This window comes from Comamonas halotolerans, assembly GCF_030162935.1.
Lineage (GTDB): Bacteria > Pseudomonadota > Gammaproteobacteria > Burkholderiales > Burkholderiaceae_C > Comamonas > Comamonas halotolerans.
In genome coordinates, this window is record NZ_JASAUZ010000001.1 from 189,743 (window position 1) to 207,016 (window position 17,274).

11 protein-coding genes are annotated in these 17,274 nt (G+C 59.3%); 2 read left to right on the plus strand and 9 right to left on the minus strand.

All coding sequences use genetic code 11. The annotated features are described in order from the left end of the window. The first annotated feature begins 100 nt into the window (after positions 1 to 100). On the plus strand, positions 101 to 1,060 hold the full coding sequence (gene lhpI, locus QEP11_RS00865) for a bifunctional Delta(1)-pyrroline-2-carboxylate/Delta(1)-piperideine-2-carboxylate reductase (RefSeq protein ID WP_284334665.1): 960 nt from the start codon (positions 101 to 103) through the stop codon (positions 1,058 to 1,060). A gap of 133 nt (positions 1,061 to 1,193) precedes the next feature. Here the strand turns inward: lhpI and QEP11_RS00870 are convergent, their stop codons facing one another. From QEP11_RS00870 to QEP11_RS00890, 5 genes are all read right to left on the minus strand, one after another. Next, a complete protein-coding gene (locus tag QEP11_RS00870; protein ID WP_284334666.1) occupies positions 1,194 to 1,574 on the minus strand; it encodes a RidA family protein in 381 nt (126 codons plus the stop codon). A 364-nt stretch (positions 1,575 to 1,938) separates the two neighbouring features. After that, complete coding sequence (locus QEP11_RS00875) at positions 1,939 to 2,322, minus strand: DUF2149 domain-containing protein (RefSeq protein ID WP_284334668.1); 384 nt, start codon at positions 2,320 to 2,322, stop codon at positions 1,939 to 1,941. Further along, positions 2,319 to 2,936 (minus strand): MotA/TolQ/ExbB proton channel family protein, encoded by a 618-nt coding sequence (locus QEP11_RS00880; RefSeq protein WP_284334669.1) that lies wholly within the window; start codon positions 2,934 to 2,936, stop codon positions 2,319 to 2,321. Before QEP11_RS00880 ends, QEP11_RS00875 begins: the two co-directional genes overlap by 4 nt. A gap of 25 nt (positions 2,937 to 2,961) precedes the next feature. Then, positions 2,962 to 3,627 (minus strand): hypothetical protein, encoded by a 666-nt coding sequence (locus QEP11_RS00885; RefSeq protein WP_284334670.1) that lies wholly within the window; start codon positions 3,625 to 3,627, stop codon positions 2,962 to 2,964. After that, complete coding sequence (locus QEP11_RS00890) at positions 3,624 to 8,339, minus strand: cobaltochelatase subunit CobN (protein WP_284334671.1); 4,716 nt, start codon at positions 8,337 to 8,339, stop codon at positions 3,624 to 3,626. Before QEP11_RS00890 ends, QEP11_RS00885 begins: the two co-directional genes overlap by 4 nt. A 141-nt stretch (positions 8,340 to 8,480) precedes the next feature. Between QEP11_RS00890 and QEP11_RS00895 the strand changes: the two genes are divergently transcribed. After that, positions 8,481 to 10,790 (plus strand): TonB-dependent hemoglobin/transferrin/lactoferrin family receptor, encoded by a 2,310-nt coding sequence (locus QEP11_RS00895; RefSeq protein ID WP_284334672.1) that lies wholly within the window; start codon positions 8,481 to 8,483, stop codon positions 10,788 to 10,790. Here QEP11_RS00895 and QEP11_RS00900 read toward each other — a convergent pair. The 4 genes from QEP11_RS00900 to QEP11_RS00915 form a co-directional block, all read right to left on the minus strand. Then, a complete protein-coding gene (locus QEP11_RS00900) occupies positions 10,764 to 11,237 on the minus strand; it encodes a Fur family transcriptional regulator (RefSeq protein ID WP_284334673.1) in 474 nt (157 codons plus the stop codon). The two genes, QEP11_RS00895 and QEP11_RS00900, sit on opposite strands and share 27 nt — an antisense overlap. A gap of 487 nt (positions 11,238 to 11,724) precedes the next feature. After that, entirely contained in the window at positions 11,725 to 14,076 is a 2,352-nt protein-coding gene (gene parC / locus QEP11_RS00905) for a DNA topoisomerase IV subunit A (RefSeq protein ID WP_284334674.1), read from the minus strand. 83 nt (positions 14,077 to 14,159) lie between these two features. Beyond that, positions 14,160 to 15,026, minus strand: a complete 867-nt coding sequence (locus QEP11_RS00910; protein WP_284334675.1) for a lytic transglycosylase domain-containing protein — start codon at positions 15,024 to 15,026, stop codon at positions 14,160 to 14,162. A 137-nt stretch (positions 15,027 to 15,163) separates the two neighbouring features. Then, positions 15,164 to 17,143 carry a DNA topoisomerase IV subunit B gene (locus QEP11_RS00915; protein WP_284334676.1) on the minus strand — a complete coding sequence of 660 codons (1,980 nt, stop codon included), beginning with the start codon at positions 17,141 to 17,143 and terminating at the stop codon, positions 15,164 to 15,166. Positions 17,144 to 17,274: the final 131 nt, after the last annotated feature.

A 17,274-nucleotide genomic window follows, 5' to 3' on the forward strand; every position in this document is an offset into this window, starting at 1 on the left:
CCTCGGCCATCCTGCCCTGAGCTGCTGCGCCCCTTGGTGATACACAGATGCTTGGCCTAACATGCAGGCAGCTTTTGTGTTTCACTGACTTTTCGCCTGCATGCAAATCATTTCCCAGACCGATACCGAACACCACCTCCCCTTCCCCGCATTGCTCAATGCCATGGAACAAATGTTTGTTCAAGGCTGCGAAGTACCGCTGCGCCACAACCACGCCATCCCAGGGAGTACGCCTGACAGCAATGGCATCTTGCTGCTCATGCCAGCCTGGCAAACCGGCCAACGCCTCGGGGTCAAGACAGTCTCCATCTTCCCTGGCAACCATGCTCATGGATTGCCGGGGCTGCACTCGGTATACATCTTGTACAACGCCAACACTGGCCAGCCTTTGGCCGTGCTCGATGGTGACACCATCACCTCTCGGCGCACGGCTGCAGCATCTGCCCTGGCTGCGCGTTGGCTCAGCCGACCTGATGCTCAGAATCTGCTGGTGGTTGGCACTGGCCGTGTAGCCAGTTTGCTGCCTCAGGCCTACGGCTGCGTGCGCGACATTCAATGCATCGAAGTCTGGAACCGCAGCCCCGCCAGCGCGCACGCACTGGTTGAGCGCCTGCGCGCCCAAGGCATGAATGCCCAGCATACCCCCGACCTGGAAGCCGCCGTACGCCGTGCCGACATCGTCAGCTGCGCCACCCTCTCGACCGCGCCGCTCATCCGCGGTGAATGGCTGCAGCCCGGCTGCCACCTGGACCTGATTGGCAGCTTCACCCCAGCCATGCGCGAAAGCGATGGTGAGTGTCTGCGCAAAGCTTCTGTGTTCGCAGACACCACGGAAGCTTTGATCAAAGCCGGTGACCTGCTGAGCGCCATCGAAGAAGGCGCATGGGCCAAAGAGCGCCTGATTGCCACACTGGAGCAACTGTGCCGCAGCCAGCATCCCGGCAGACGCAATGCCGATGAAATCACTCTCTTTAAGTCTGTGGGCAGTGCCTTGGAAGACCTGGCTGCCGCATCGCTGGCGTATGACCAGTTCAACGCTGCCCTTGCCTCAAAGAACTGATCTTCCCAAAAGGTGCCTCTTGTCTTGACCCACCGTACAAGGCAAAGCGCAGCCTCAACACAAGCAACGTGGCGAATGCGGTTGCGCAGCGCGTTCTTTTTACGCTCCGCACTTGTCGCGCTTTCCGCACGCATCAAGCCGCTCTGATTTGCGCGCCCATCACCACCACCTCAATCAGCCAATGTTCTCGCACCATAGGTGCCACCACTGTGCAGCGTGGTGGCGTGTGACCTGGCACAACCCACGCATCCCACACCTCGTTCATCACTGTGATGTCCGACGGGTTCTTGATAAAAATCTGGCACGACAGAATATGCGCCTTGCTGCTGCCGCATTCAACCAGCAAACGTTCCACACGCTCCAACACCTCGGCAGTTTGCGTACGCATATCGCCGTGCGGATGAGATTCGGGCACCTGCCCAGCCAGATAGACCACACCGTTGTGCACGGCAGCTTCTGAAAAACGCTGGGAAACATGGTGACGCGTGACTGGGCCAGATTGAGAGATGGTCATGGCTTATGTGCCGCTGCGACAACGGCTTGATGAGTGATGAAAAAGGCTACTAGATTAAAACGGTTGAGCGTTATTTGTATCTTTAATTGGAAAAGCTTGCATGCAAAACCAGCGCACAGCGGCCGCAGGCTTTATGACATCAACCGAATTTGAGACGATCTTCCTGCCTGCGCACCCCGTCGCGCCGCATTTGCATGACGGCGTGGCTATGCGCAACAAAAGGCAGGAAAGACAGTGAATGGATCAGCATGACGCAGTTGTCGTTGTCGACATCTTCCGCCTAGACTTGGATGCCCAGCAAGAGTGAGTACACCTCAGCCAGATACTGCACTGCCCATGCCCACTTTCTGCAATGCGCTTACCGTCACTTTCCGGGTGCCACATCATCTGGAACGTAGATGATTTCGCCACTCTCCAATCGGTAGGCCGTGCCCACACGTTGGCCCTGGCGGGCTTGTTGCGGGTTGGTTGCATCTGCCTTGGTGGCATCAGCCACATAACGTGAGACCTTGCCTCCTTCACGGGTGATGATTTCCATGTTCGGCTGGCCTGGGTTTTTGACCACCGTGAAATCCTTGGCAGTGAGCATGTCGGCAATGCGCAGGTTGGACACCAGCGCAATCATCAGCGCCAAAGCAAACACCAGCGCCACGTCAAACAGGTTGATCAGAAAGCCCATGGGGTCCATGTCATCGCTGTCAGCGCCAACGCTCAAGCCACCGCGCAGCAGGGAGCGCCGCCTTCTCATGATGCCTCCGCCTGCGCAGGCCCTTGCAGTCGCGCGCTCACCAGCTCCAGCAGTGACAAATCATCCATTGCCCAGCGCTGTGCCGCCTGGTGCAACAAAAATCCGATAGCACCAATCACCAGTCCCACAACCGTGGTTGCAAAAGCCACTTCCATCTTGCGCGCCAGCACTGCGATATCACCACCCGCCAAAGCCACCAGCGCAGGACCAAGCGGGATCAACGTCCCCATCAGGCCCAGCAATGGACCAATGCGTGTCATGGTTCGGAATAACGCAAGGCGGCGGTCAATGGCAAGCTCGAACTCTGTGAGCACGCGCTCATGCCAGGTGATATCGGTTGGCGCTTGGCGCAGTGCCTCCAGCGCCTGGCGCAACGTATCAGCCTTGCGCGGACTGGCGCGGGCCAGCAAATCCAGCAACTCGTGGGCGGGCACATTGGCCAGGGCACCCGTGCTCAGGCCCGTGGCATGAGCACGCCGCACACGGTCACTCCAGCGGCCAAAGAAATCGCCCAACGCTATCAGGCAGCGCGCAAGCAAATAGAGGATGGCAACCACCACCGGCACCTGCAGCGCGGTCGAAATCCATGAGAGAGTGTGTATCAACGATTCCATATTCGTGTTGTTTTTTCCAGATAAATCAACGCAGGCGTTGCATCAGCAAGCCCACGGCAGCAAGCGCCGCCACAATCACAGCGACCCAGACAAGTCGCCCGCCCCACAACGGCACCTGATCTACAAGCGCTTGCATGGCAGGCCGGGCCAGCCACAAGGCAGCTACAGCCTGGGCTGCGTGCAATCCCACGCGCAAGGTGCAGCGCAATGGCCTCTCTGGCAGCGCCCAGCCAAGCAGCGCCACAGCCAGGCACAGCAAGAGTGCAAAGCCTGCGCCGCACAGCCACGCCAGCGTGTCGTAGTCCCAGCCATCAACCAGCAGCATCACGGCCACCTGGGCCAAGAACAGCGACAGCAGCGCCGACGGCGGCGGCAGCCAGCCTAGCCTGCGCCACCATCCTGAAAGCGCAGCTTCCTGCGCCTGCGCAAGCCGCACGGCATGGCTGCCGAACAGCAACGCCTCCGCCAGCAGTAACGCAGCCAGATCCTGCCTGCGCTGCGACGATGAAACCCAGCGCAAAATTTCTGCGGCGCTGGTGCGGCTGGCCAGCTCGCCAGAGGCGAGCAGCGCCACAGCCAGCGCCAATGCCACGCCACACTGATGCGCACGCCCCCACTCTGCCGCTTGCAACGCAAACAGCACAATGCAACAGGCCACAAGCAGCAGCAAGATGCTGCCATCGACATTCATGCCTTAGCTCCTTGGATGCGGCGACGCAGCCACCACACAAGCGCTACCAGCACCAGCAAGGCCGCAGCCAGCACCGCCAAAGCGGCTGCGCTGGGGCGCAGCGCCAGCGAAGGCTCAGCGCGGGACGCATCAGCCGCTGGCCTGCGCTGCTCAGCGCCAGCCTGAGATGAAGGCGCCTTGCTAGCGACAGCCTCACCTTCCTTACGCAACACCGTTGCCTTGTCACTGCCTACCACCTCACCCCGATTGGCTGCCTGCAGCGCATCGTCATAACTCTTGCGTGCTTCAGGCACGAGCTTGTCAGCAATGAAGCTGCGCAGTGCCCGGTTGTCATTGACAAAGCCCGTACCAGCCGCGCCAAAGCGCGTGACCAGATCGGCATGCACACGGGCCACCTCGCTGAGACGCTGCTCGCCGGGTTGCCAGTAGCCCTTGCGCGCAGTCTCCAGCATCACTGCTGTCATCTCCTGCAACGCGTAGGGCTGCGTGCGCTCAAAGAACTGCTGCACGCCCAGTCCATGCGCATCACGCACATAGGTTTCATGCAGCGCATCCCATGTCTCGGGCGCAATGGCGTCAGGCTTCATCACATTCCAGCCATACAGATTGCGGAAGGTCTCGGCAAAGGTTTCAGCCGACGATGCACCGCCCTGAGTCATGGTTTCAATATAGGCCGGGTTGAGCAGCGTGGAGCGAGCCTCCACCGCAATCGCGGCCTTGGCTTGACGCACGCTGGGGTGCGAGGCATTGCGATAGTCACTGAGATATGCCTCTGGCTCCTCGCCGCTCACCTGCCGCACAGCCAGATTCAGGCCCCCCATGAATTCATAAACGTGGTCCAAGGAGATCGGCCCCCAGGTATTGGATTCAAGCGGATGCACCACGGCTTGCGTTCCCGCAAGCGCGGCCTCGAAGGCCCCCTCCTGGAACGCCCCCCACAGGTCGCCCTCACCAAACGCAGCCCCCATGTTGGCAATATAGGTTTGGGCGACTTCAGAGCGCTCTTGCCAGCGGTCGCCTGCCTCCACCATGCCCATGATGCCTGTGCCGTAATTGCCGTTGACGCCACCAAACACGCGCACTGCCGAAAAGCGGCGAGCATCTGCGGGCGATGCGCCGCGTTCTTTGAGCGCACGCTCCACGGCCTGCACCCCTTGCGCTACGGCGTTGTCCTCTTCGCGCGCCTGTGCCGCCATGGTCACGGCCTGGTTGATGAGGTAAAGGCGCGAAGCCGCGAGGTCTCTCAACTGGCCCGAGGTCTGCACCACCACGTCAATGCGCGGACGCCCCAGCTCCTCACGCGGTATCAGGCGCAGACCAGACACGCGCCCAAATGGGTCTCTCACTGGAGCCACGCCCAGCAGATACAGAATCTGCGCCACGCTCGTGCCTTCGGTATGGATGAAATCACCCGCCCACAGCGTAAAGGCCACCTTGTTGGGCCATTGTCCGTCGTGCGCTGCGCGGTGCTGCGCCAGCATCTGCTCAGCCAGTTGTCGCCCCACAGTCCACGCTTGCTCGGATGGGGTTTTTTCCGCATCAATGGAAAACAGATTGCGCCCCGTGGGCAGCGAGGCCGGGTTGATCAACGGATCGCCGCCCGACGATGGTGGCGTGAAACCACCGGCTAGCGCATTGCTCAGCGCGACCAGTTCACGGGCGGGGCTTTCGGCCAGCTGACCACGGTAATGCGGTATGGCGACCAGCCGCTCCTGCAGCGAGAGCACGGCCTGGGCAAAACGTCGCTCCGCCTCATCGCGCTGGCTGGCCACGCGCTCCAGCGCCAGCGTGAGATGCGCAACAGCACCCATTACTTTTTCTTTGCGCGACGTCCAGGGCTCGGGCAACTGCTCAACTTGCTGCCAAAAGCGCAGCGCAGCCAGCAACTTTTCCTGCTCGGCCACAGCCATGCCCGCCACGCGCCGGGCTGCGGATGATGCATCGGCAGTGGCTTCGGCAGTAGCTAGTGCGCCTTCGTGCGCACGGGCCTGCTCCAGCAGCGCAGCAATGACACGGCCTGTCTCGGCCTCTATGCGCGACTGCAACTGTGGGTCAGCCAACCACGCGAATATCTTTTGCCGCACAGGCTCAGCTTGCATGGCCGCCAATAGGGGCTTGACGTCTGCACTCGTCGCAATGTCCAGGGCCTGCCCCATCGCAGGAATGGCCTTGGCAACAGTGCGTGCGGTCTTCAACGCCTCTGGGTCCAGCGCGCGCAGAGCATGCTTGAGCTTCTGGTCAGAGCGCAGCCCTTCAAGAAACTCGCGCTTTTTCGGATCCGCCAAAGCTCGCACCAAATGCTGGCGCAGCGTTGCGTCATCGGCTGTGGCATCAGGCGCTGCTGCCCCCTTGGGGCGGGCCTCTCCCATAGAGATCAGGCCACGTATCAGCTCTTCGTCGCCCGGGCGCCGTTGTGCCTGCTCCCATGCCTGCGCACGCTGCAGCTCACCAGGCTGCAGCACCTGGCCAAGAACGCGATCAGCGGCCTCGCCGCGCTCAACCTGCGCAATCAGTGTCTGCGCACGCGGCTGGTAGGTGCGCGCAAGCCACGCCGCATGTTCCAACTGCTCGCGCCGCACCGTACCACGCGCCACATCAAGCTCGGCCAGCGCCTGCACTACCGCATCCTGACCCATCAGCCGCGCAGTATCGAGCTGCGCCTGCTTCACATAGGGCGTTCCCAGGGTATAGAGGCCTGCCGTGATACGTGCGCTCTCCACCGTCTCCATATGGTCGGTGAGTTGCACAAGTTGTGCGTCCGTCCAGGGCTTTTGTTCATCGAGCGACAGATCACGGTGCAAGCCAAATGCCACGGCCTGTTTTTGAATGTCCTGCGCATACTGGCTTTTGACTGCCGGGCTGCCAGCGCCTTCCCAGGCCAGCAGTAGGTCTGTCAGCTGCTTGTAACCCGACTGCGCTCCGCCCTCACGCAAGGGTGGCGTGAGGTGCGAGACAATGGTCGCGTAGCTGCGGCGCTTGGCAATCATGGCCTCCCCCACATTGCCCATGGTGTACAGATAAAGATGTGGCACGCTGCCGATCAATGCGTCCGGCCAGTCCTTGTCGGACAGTGCCACCTGCTTGTAAGGCGTGAACTCCAGACTGCCGTGGGTGCCGAAGTGCATCACCACGTCAGCAGCGAAAACCTCGCGTGTCCACAGATACGAAGCCACATAAGGCCACGGCGGCGCAAGATTCGTTCCGTGCACCAGCTTGAAGTTGTCGTCGCCCACACCCGGCAACGGCTGCGGCAACAGCACCACGTTGCCAAAGGAGACACGCGCCACAGCCACACGGCCGCTGTCACTCAGGTAAGTGCCGGGGGCGGGGCCAAACTGCTGCGTCACCTGATCGCACAAAAGCTGCGTGATCTGCTTGCCGCACCAGCCTTTCAACTGCTCTGCCTGCACCCAGGCAGGATCTGCATCCTGCATGAAACGTGCGAAATCTCCCTTTGCATAGCCAGCAATGTTGGGGCCTCGCTGCTGCAGCAACTGAGCAAATCCGGCTTCGCTAGCGGGCAGCCCCTCCACGCGGTAGCCTTCGGCGCGCAGACGCCTGAGCAAGGCATAAAGCGATGGCACCACCTCCAGGTCACCAGCTGTCAGCGCGCTCTGGCCTGGGCCTTTGTAGTAGTAAATGGCCAGCTTCTTGTCGGCGTTGGACTTGCTCTTGAGCGCCACGGTGCGCTGCACCAGATCGGCAAAGCGCTCAAGCCGCTGCGGCATGGCCTGAAACACGCGCAGACCATCCTGATCACGAAACTGCGCGGCAATCGCCATGGGTGTAGTCGCCCCATCAAGTTCCGGCAAGGTGACCGACATGGTCAGCAGACCACCGTCGAAGCTGCGCTGCTCAGCCAGCCACTCACTCTCTTGCGTGAAGACGCTGACGGGCGCAAAAAGCGGAATATTGCGCTTAAGCAGCCACTGCCGCGCTTCATCGGCCTGCCCGAGTGTCAAGCGCCCGTGAGGCATGTACACCACTGCCGCAGGATCCGCTGCCTTGAGAAATTCAAGGCGCTTGCGCACGGCAGAAATTGGCACCACCTCAAAACCACGACCCTCGAATTCACGGATAACCGCATCTACATGGTCACGATTGGCATTGAATGGACCGGGCACGCTGGTCAGCAGTGCCAGACGGGGACGCTCCGCTTTCCAGCCCTGCTGTTTGCTCTGCCACGCTTTAAGGTCAGCGTAATTGGTGAAGATAGCGTCGTCGTCCAGATGAAAGAACACATCCTGCGGAATCGGAAAAACAGGCTGTACTTGGTCCACAAACAGTTTTTTTCCATCCAGCACGCTGCGTGCGTAGGTCTGCAAGCGCGCATAGTTCACAGGTCCGCCGTCGCGCAGATAGGCTGTGATGGCATCAAGATCAGCCCCTTGCAGGGTGGTAAGCATGTCATGTTGCGGATTGGTGGGGCCGTCCACATAGACGGGCGTTCCCGACTGCGCAGCAGCACGCAACTGCTGCGCCTGTGCATCGTCAAGCTTCAAGCCACGTCCAAAGACCAGCACAAGGTCATAGCTGCGCGCCTTCGCCAGCTGTTCCAGGGGTAAAACTTCAATGCGCGTAAAGGCGCCAGGGCTTGCTTTCAGCAGACGTGCCACCTGGAATTCTGGATATTGCACCAGTGCCACACGCGTCGGTGCCAACCAGGTGCGCCAAGCCAGCCACAGCGCTATGACAGCCGCAAGGATCAGCACCGCAGCAAGCAGTGCTCGCCGCCTGCCCTGTTTTTTTTTGTTTGAGCCACGAGCACATCCCATTTTTTCTGCCTCATTCTAAAAAATAATATGTGATGTTATAACATTCCGTTTTCACAAATTGCTAAAGATGGAGAGGCCATGTTTAGATTTAGATTGACGCGGCTTCAAACAGCCATGCTGGAGATATGGGCAGCCGCCGGCGCGGTATGCGCCCAAGAAATACCAGCGCGTACACCGGCTCAGGCCGAAACAGAGGAGGTCGCCAAACTATCTGGCGACGCAGCAGAACTACCAGCCATAGTTACCACCGCCACCCGTCGGCCAACGGCTGCGCTGACCACGCCCGCGACGGTAACGGTGATTGACGCGCAACAGCTGCAGGAAAATCTGGTGACGGACTTCAGCGAGATGTTTCGCTACGAGCCCGGAATATCAGTCAGCCATGAGGCACGTGGACGCGGTGGCGAAGCAGCCATCCAGGTGCGCGGTATTGGCGCCCAGCGCTTGGGCATATTCCTCGATGGCGTTCGCCAGCCTGGAGGCTATGTGGCGGCGGGAGCCAACACCGGTCAACTGCGCGTGGACCCCTTGTCGTTGCGCCGCGTTGAAATTCTCAAAGGCCCTGCTTCTGGCCTGTATGGCAGCGACGCGCTGGCAGGCGTGGTTCTGTTTCGCACGCTGTCTCCACAAGATTTTCTGGATGATTCCAAAAACCTCGGAGGCTCAACCTCCACAGGTTACGACGGCCGCGACAATGGCCGCTGGGCCAATGCCAATCTGGCGTTGCGCATGGGCAGCACACAGAACCTGCTGTCATTGACGGCACGTAACGGCCATCAACTGAAGAACCATTCCGACAGCGGCTTGCCCCCCAATCCACAGGACACGCAGATACGCAATCTGCTGTTCAAATCAGTGCTGGGCATCGACCCCGCACAATCGCTGACCTTGACCGCCGAGCACTATGAGCAGTCGATCCGCACCGGCCAGCACTCACTGATTGGCCCCATTGCTGGCGGCACACGCATCAGCAGCAGCCAAGCAGATGACGTCAGCCGCCGCGACCGCTTAGGCCTGGCGTACCGCTATGCACCCAGCAACACCTGGTTCGACCATTTCTCTGCGCAAATCGACTACCAGCGCAGCTACAGCAAAGAGCGCACCTACGAAGGACGCAATCCACCTGGATTTGCCCCGGCATTGCTGCGAGACAGCGCCATGACCTACCGAGAGCCTCAGTGGTCAGGCAACTTGCAATTCGATGGCAAGACCATCCAGGGCAATGCGACCCACCGCTGGGTAGCAGGCATGGACGTGTTGTCCAAATCGATCAGCCAGTACAACAATGCCGTACAGCGCCCGGACACAGGCGCTGGCGCTAGCCAATTCATCGATGGCGAAATCTTCCCGCGCCGCACAGCGCCCGAAGCCGATGTACGCAGTCTGGGCCTGTTCATTCAGGACGAGATTGCCTTCGGCGACGGCAGACTGCGCCTGACGCCGAGTTTGCGTTTTGACACCTATAAGATTTCAGCCCAACCAGACAGCTTGTTCGCCAACGCCAACGTGACAGGAACACGTGCAGCAGACCTTTCGAAAAATTCATGGACACCGCGCCTGGGGCTGAGCTACGAATGGCAGCCTCATCAGGTCGTCTACACTAATGTGGTCACGGGTTTCCGCATGCCTACACCGGACCAGCTCAACCGCACCGGACAGACTGCCGTAGCCACCTTCGTCCACGATTTCGTCCCCAATCCCGACCTCAAACCCGAACGTAGCCGGGGGGTGGAACTGGGTATGCGTGGCAAATCAGACATAGGCTCCTATGAGCTATCGGCCTTCTACAACCGCTACACCGACTTCATCGACACGCAGATGACGGCCTATATCCCACCAGGAATGAGTGGTGGCCCGCGTGCAATCAGACGTTTTCAGTCGCGCAATATCGGCGAGGTGGAAATCTACGGTATCGAGGCCAAAGGGCAGATGCCAATCAGCCACTGGTTCAATGCTGCTGATAGCTGGCACCTGATCGGAGCCATGCAGTGGTCAAAGGGCAATGACAAGAAAGCTGACCAGCCACTCAACAGCATTCAACCTGCTAAGTTGGTGGCAGGACTGCGCTGGGATGCGCATGATGGCCATGTTGGCGGGCAGCTCACAGGCAACTTTGTGGCTGGCAAACGCGACGTCAACGAGGCATTGACGCAGACCGGGCCAACCGCGCCCGTTCCACTCAAAACTGCAGGCTACGCCACCATGGATATGAGCGCCTACTGGCGCATCGGCAAACAAGCTACCTTGAACCTGGCTGTCTACAACCTGTTTGACCGCAAATACTACGACTGGTCTGCCGTGAGCGGCCTGACGGGCAATGATGCGCGACTGCCTGCCTATACGGCAGCGGGCCGCACTGCCTCAATCAGCATGCGAGTGGATTTCTGACGAAGTGCCCCCCTGCGGCTCCGTCTCAATGGTAGGGGCGTGGTCACAACGGCCGCAGATACCATGCATCTCGACAGTGGCTGCCCCCATGCGGAAGTCGTTGTCTTTCGACCAGCCTTTGAGCCTGCGCTCAATCGCCTGGTCCGCAAACTCATCTACACGCCCGCACTGGTCACAAATGGCAAAAACAACCAGTCCGTGCTGGTGATCATGGGGGTGTGCACATGCAACAAAGGAGTTCAGCGTTTCCACGCGGTGCACAAGCCCATACTCGATCAACTTGTCCAGTGCGCGATATACCTGCTGCGGTGCACGCAGCCCTTGCGCCCGCAACTGATCGAGCAAGGTGTAGGCACTTGCAGGATTCTCCTCACGCTCCAGCGCATGGAGCACGAGAGACTGGTGTTTGGTCAGCTCACGGGTGTGCAGCTTTGCAGGGGATGACATGGCTTGAATTGTTATGCTGTAACGCTGGCAGTTTAGCGCTTGCAGCGGGCAGTGAAAGTAACAAACAAGCCCAGGCCTGCGGCATGCATCAGCGGTCATGCGCTGTTATGCAAATGCACACTGTTGGGCAATTCCGACGACATGCATCCGCACCATAGCCGCGGCGGATCCAAAGTGTTCTGCGCCAAACTGGATTGGATAAAAGCTTCTCCAGCGCACGCCAGCCGCAGGACTGGCGCACCTTCACACAAAACTCATATCGGCAGCGGATGTTTGAGCGCAACGAGTTGCGCCGGATAGCCATCAGCAGACGCGCTTATTTGGTGACTTTCTTGTTACGGACAAGAAAAGCCCCGTCAGTACAGCAGCAGCAAGAAGCACCGCATCCAAACAAAAAGGCTGCGCCCCCAAAGAGTCAACAGCCTTTTTCAAGTTCCAGAACTTGCTAGACAAACGCCTGCAACTAGCGCATAACAGTCAGCCAAACTCAATCATTACGGAAGACACCATTGGGCTTGAACGTCCACCCCGTGGTCTTGCCTTTGCCGCCACGCTTGCCGCCAGCCGCATTCAACGAACGAATCTCCAGCGATTCTTCCTTGAACTTGCCGCCCCGGCCCACACCGGTGATACGCACGGAACGCGTGTACGCCGCTGCGCCCGCCAGGGCGTACTTGTCGTCAATCTTCATCAGTTGCAAACCACGGCCTCCGGACATGAGCTTGAGCTCTGACAGCGCGTAGGTCAGCACATTGCCGCCCGTGGTCAGGCAGGCCACATGCGTGGCATCAGGCAGTTCCACGCTGCCATTGGTGCCACCAATGACGGAAGGCTGGCACAGGGTTTCGCCATCCTGAATCGTCACAAAACTCTTTCCGCCTTTGTTGCGGGCGCACATGGACTCGACCTTGGCAATAAAGCCATAGCCACCACTACCACTCATCAACAGCTGCGCGGTCACAGGACCTGCAAAGTAGCTCACGATGGTGGTGCCAGACTCCAGATCAATCATGGTGTTGACGGGTTGACCATCACCACGGCCACCAGGCAAGGTGGCTACGGCAACGCTGTACACACGACCGTTATTGCCAAATACGATGAGCTGATCCACCGTGCGGCATTCAAAGGTGCCCCACAACTGGTCACCCGCCTTGAAGCTGAAGTTGCCCGCTTCATGACCGTGGCCCTTGTGCGTGCGCACCCAGCCCTTCTCGGAGATGATGACGGTGACTGGTTCGTCCGGCACCTTGATTTCGGCAGTGACTTTTTTCTCTTCCTGGATGAGCGTGCGGCGCTCGTCGGCAAAGGTTTTGGCATCAGACTCGATCTCTTTGATCATCAGCCGCTGCAGGCTCTTGGGGTTGGCCAAGATATCCTGCAGTTTGCCTTCTTCTTCGCGCAGCTCATTGAGCTCCTTCTCGATCTTGATGGCTTCCAGCCGGGCCAGCTGCCGCAGACGAATTTCCAGAATGTCTTCAGCCTGCCGGTCACTCAGATCGAACCGGGCTATCAGCGCGGCTTTGGGTTCGTCGCTCTCACGGATGATGGCAATCACCTCGTCAATGTTGAGCAGAACAATCTGACGGCCTTCCAGAATGTGAATGCGGGCCTGCACCTTCTCCAGGCGATGCTGCGAGCGGCGGGTGATGGTGGTCTGGCGGAATGCAATCCATTCTTCCAGCATGCGGCGTAGCGACTTTTGCACCGGCTTGCCATCCAGACCGATCATGGTCAGGTTGATGCTGGAATTGCTCTCCAGGCTGGTGTGTGCCAGCAAGGTGGTAATGAGGTCTTGCTGCGGGGTCTTGCCGGTCTTGGGCTCAATCACCAGACGCACGGGCGCATCTTTGCTGGACTCGTCACGCACGCCGTCAAGCACGCTGAGGATGGTGGCCTTGAGCTGCTGCTGGTCTTGTGTGAGCGCTTTCTTGCCGGTCTTGACCTTGGGATTGGAAAGCTCTTCAATCTCTTCCAGAATCTTCTGGGCCGACACGCTGGGCGGCAGCTCGTTGACCACCATTTGCCACTGGCCACGAGCCATTTCTTCAATAGTCCAGCGCGCGCGCACCTTCAGACTGCCGCGCCCCGTGCTGTAAGCATGGCGAATATCGTTTGCGCTGCTGATGATCTGACCGCCACCGGGATAGTCGGGACCGGGAATCAGCGCATACAGCTCGTCATCCGACAAGGCAGGTCTTTTCACCAGTGCCACGCAGGCGTCAGCCACTTCGCGCAGATTGTGGCTGGGAATCTCTGTGGCCAGACCGACGGCAATACCGCTGGCACCATTGAGCAGCGAAAACGGCAGGCGTGCAGGCAACTGACTGGGCTCCTGGGTGGAGCCGTCGTAGTTGGGCACAAAGTCCACCGTGCCTTCATCAATTTCATCGAGCAGCAGCGTGGTGATCCTGGACAGACGCGCCTCGGTGTAACGCATGGCAGCGGCACCATCGCCGTCGCGGCTGCCAAAGTTGCCTTGCCCATCAATCAGCGGATAACGCTGATTGAAGTCCTGAGCCATGCGCACCAGTGCATCGTAGGCAGACTGGTCACCATGCGGGTGAAAGCGGCCCAGCACATCACCGACCACGCGGGCCGACTTCACGGGCTTGGCCGCCGTGTTGTTGTTGGGGCCACCGTAGCTCAGACCCATGCGGTCCATGGCGTACAGAATGCGGCGCTGCACAGGCTTCATGCCATCGGCCACATCGGGCAGCGCACGGCCCTTGACCACACTCAGCGCATATTCCAGGTAGGCACGTTGGGCGTACTGACCGAGCTCCAAAGCGTCACCAGACGCCTGGGTGGCCAAATCCAATAGTTGGGGTTGATCGCTCATGGTTTCTTAGTTTTTGACAGCAGTGGCAGAGCGTCTCCTCCAACGCACAGCCCTGCTGGGTTGATGTTCTGCAGCCGACCGGATCAGTTTTTCACGTCTCCAGTGGCTGGTATGGTCATGCGAAAGCGACTGTCGTCCGTCGGGCTGCGCCCCAGTTGTGCGCTGCCACCATAAAGACCCACACTACCATCAGCCACCAAGGTAGGCTGCAGACTGGCGTACAAAGTCATCACGGTTTTGACGTAGTTTTGCGTTTCTTTGTAGGGCGGAATTTTGTTCCCGAAGCGTTGCACCGCACCTTCTCCCGCGTTATAGGCGGCTATCACCAGATCGATACGCCCCGGAAACAAACCTTGCAGGTAACGGACATAACGTGCGCTCACAGGGACGTTGATGGCTGGGTCTTTGAGCTTTTGTTCAATGGAGCGGTTTTTATCACCTGCAACACCAAAACGCGCCGCAGTATCTGGAATCACCTGCATCAGTCCAATCGCACCTTTCGGAGAGACTGCCGATGCGTTGAATCCGGACTCTGCCGTGGCAATGGCCTTGAGCAGTTGCTCGTCCACTCCAACCTTGCTGGCTGCCGCACGGATGTGCTTGGCATGCAACTTGTAGCCTGGGCTGTTGGCAAAGTAACGGGTGGCAGCGCTGCGGTCTTTTTCCGAAGCCACCGCCAACTGGTTGGCCGCTTTGCGGATATCCACGAACAGCGGGCCGTCACCCGGCTCCAGCGTGTTCATGGAAAAGCGGTGGTAGCGCTCATCCACACGTTCATTGGCGTAGTGCAGCACCCCATCATTGTCCACAAAGAACCAGGTCTCGGCCTGTACCATCTGCGCACCCCCTACAGCCAGCACGCCGCATGCAACGCGCAGCAGCCACCGCCGCGCAGCTGAGCGGTAAGCAACTGTGTGGACACCAGGCAGGAATGGATCTTTGTTAGTCATTGCTCACATTTAAGCATTTGAAGACCTTGTACCGTAAGTTCACACCATAAACCCGTGTGGAGTTACAGCCCATCATCCCCAAATGCCAAAGATGCCGTAAGACGAGTGCGCTTGTCGCTTGTATGAGGCTGCCCGGCTTAGACATCCACCTCGACTTCGTCGCCATGCAGCTCCATCAACTCACGACGCGCAGCGGCTTCGCCCTTGCCCATGAGTTGACTGAAGATGTGTTCTGACGTGGCAATGTCCAAGGCGTCCACCTGCACAGGCAGCAGGCGACGGGTGTCCGGGTTGAGCGTGGTCTCCCACAACTGCTCGGCATTCATCTCGCCCAAGCCCTTGAAGCGGCTGATCTGGCACTTCTCACGCGCCACACCTTCCTTGGCGGCTTTGTCCAATATGGAATTGAGCTCCCCCTCGTCCAGCGCGTAAACCTTGGCCGCAGGCTTTTTGCCACGCGCAGGCACATCCACGCGGAACAGCGGTGGCAAGGCAATGCAGACGTGGCCCGCCTCGATCAACTTGGGAAAGTGTTTGAAGAACAGCGTCAGCAGCAGCACCTGGATGTGGGAGCCGTCCACGTCCGCATCCGACAAGATGCAAATCTTTCCGTAGCGCAGGCCAGACAGATCAGGATTGTCATTGGGGCCGTGCGGATCCACACCAATTGCTACAGAGATGTCATGCACCTCGTTGTTGGCAAATAAGCGGTCGCGGTCCACTTCCCAGGTGTTCAGAACCTTGCCGCGCAAGGGCAGCACGGCCTGGGTTTCCTTGTTGCGGCCCATTTTGGCGGAGCCGCCCGCAGAGTCACCCTCCACCAGAAACACTTCGTTGACAGCCAGATCGCGGCTTTCGCAGTCGGTGAGCTTGCCGGGCAGCACAGCCACGCCCGAGCCCTTGCGCTTCTCTACCTTCTGCCCTGCTTTCTGGCGAATTTGCGCAGCCTTGATGGCCAGCTCCGCCAGCTTTTTGCCGTGCTCCACATGCGCGTTGAGCCATAGCTCCATGGCAGGTTTGACAAAGCCGGAGACCAGGCGCACCGCATCACGACTGTTGAGCTTTTCCTTGACCTGTCCCTGAAACTGCGGATCCAGCACCTTGGCCGAGAGCACAAAGCTGGCGCGGGCAAACACGTCATCCGGCATGAGCTTGACGCCCTTGGGCAACAGCGCGTGCAGCTCGATAAAGCCTTTGACTGCCTGAAACAGGCCATCACGCAGACCACTCTCGTGCGTGCCACCTGCGGTGGTGGGAATCAGGTTGACATAGCTCTCGCGCATCGGTGCGCCCAGCTCGGTAAAGGCCAGGCACCAAGCTGCGCCCTCACCTTCACTGAAAGTGTCATTGTGCTTGTCGGCAAAACCTTCGCCTTCGAGCAAGGGAATGACAGGATCGGCATTGAGCGTTTGCGACAAATAGTCTTTCAAGCCGCCCTTGTACTGCCATTGCTGAACCTCTTTGTTCTTTTCATTGGTCAGCGTGACGCTGACGCCCGGCATCAGCACTGCCTTGGAGCGCAGCAGGTGCACCAGCTCATGCATGGGCAGGTTGGCGCTGTCAAAGTATTTGACATCGGGCCATACGCGCACCGTAGTGCCTTGTTTGCGGTCGCCAGCAACCATGGCACGGGTGCGCAAAGGTTCGACCACATCACCACCCGAAAATGCCAGCGTGGCTACCTTGCCATCACGGTGGACACTGACTTCCAGACGTGTGGACAGCGCATTGGTCACCGAAACGCCCACACCATGCAGGCCACCGGAGAAGCTGTATGCGCCCCCGCTGCCTTTGTCGAACTTGCCACCGGCATGCAGCCGTGTGAAGACCAGCTCCACCACTGGGGCTTTTTCTTCGGGGTGCAGTCCAAAGGGAATGCCACGCCCGTCGTCTTCCACACTGACAGAACCGTCGGTGTGCAAATTGACCTTGATTTTCTTGCCATATCCGGCAAGGGCTTCGTCCGCAGCGTTGTCAATCACCTCTTGCAGAATATGCAAGGGATTGTCGGTGCGGGTGTACATGCCCGGGCGTTGCTTGACGGGCTCCAGGCCCTTGAGCACGCGAATCGAGCCTTCCGAATAAGCGGATGCAGAAGTAGAGGTTTTAGCTGCCATGGGGGCGGATTGTAGTTCCGGCCACAGCTCGGTGCTGGATAAATTCACAGTAACCAATCGCGGACTCCGTGAAGAAAGAAGGCAAAGCTGACATCGTGCCATTCGATGGCAGCTTTGCGCAATGCGTATCC

Coding starts and splice junctions, on each gene's coding strand:
- QEP11_RS00895 (WP_284334672.1), top strand. CDS start 8,481: ATGTTTAGATTTAGATTGACGCGGCTTCAAACAGCCATGCTGGAGATA.
- parC (WP_284334674.1), bottom strand. CDS start 14,076: ATGAGCGATCAACCCCAACTATTGGATTTGGCCACCCAGGCGTCTGGT.
- QEP11_RS00915 (WP_284334676.1), bottom strand. CDS start 17,143: ATGGCAGCTAAAACCTCTACTTCTGCATCCGCTTATTCGGAAGGCTCG.
- QEP11_RS00870 (WP_284334666.1), bottom strand. CDS start 1,574: ATGACCATCTCTCAATCTGGCCCAGTCACGCGTCACCATGTTTCCCAG.
- QEP11_RS00885 (WP_284334670.1), bottom strand. CDS start 3,627: ATGAATGTCGATGGCAGCATCTTGCTGCTGCTTGTGGCCTGTTGCATT.
- lhpI (WP_284334665.1), top strand. CDS start 101: ATGCAAATCATTTCCCAGACCGATACCGAACACCACCTCCCCTTCCCC.
- QEP11_RS00875 (WP_284334668.1), bottom strand. CDS start 2,322: ATGAGAAGGCGGCGCTCCCTGCTGCGCGGTGGCTTGAGCGTTGGCGCT.
- QEP11_RS00880 (WP_284334669.1), bottom strand. CDS start 2,936: ATGGAATCGTTGATACACACTCTCTCATGGATTTCGACCGCGCTGCAG.
- QEP11_RS00910 (WP_284334675.1), bottom strand. CDS start 15,026: ATGACTAACAAAGATCCATTCCTGCCTGGTGTCCACACAGTTGCTTAC.
- QEP11_RS00900 (WP_284334673.1), bottom strand. CDS start 11,237: ATGTCATCCCCTGCAAAGCTGCACACCCGTGAGCTGACCAAACACCAG.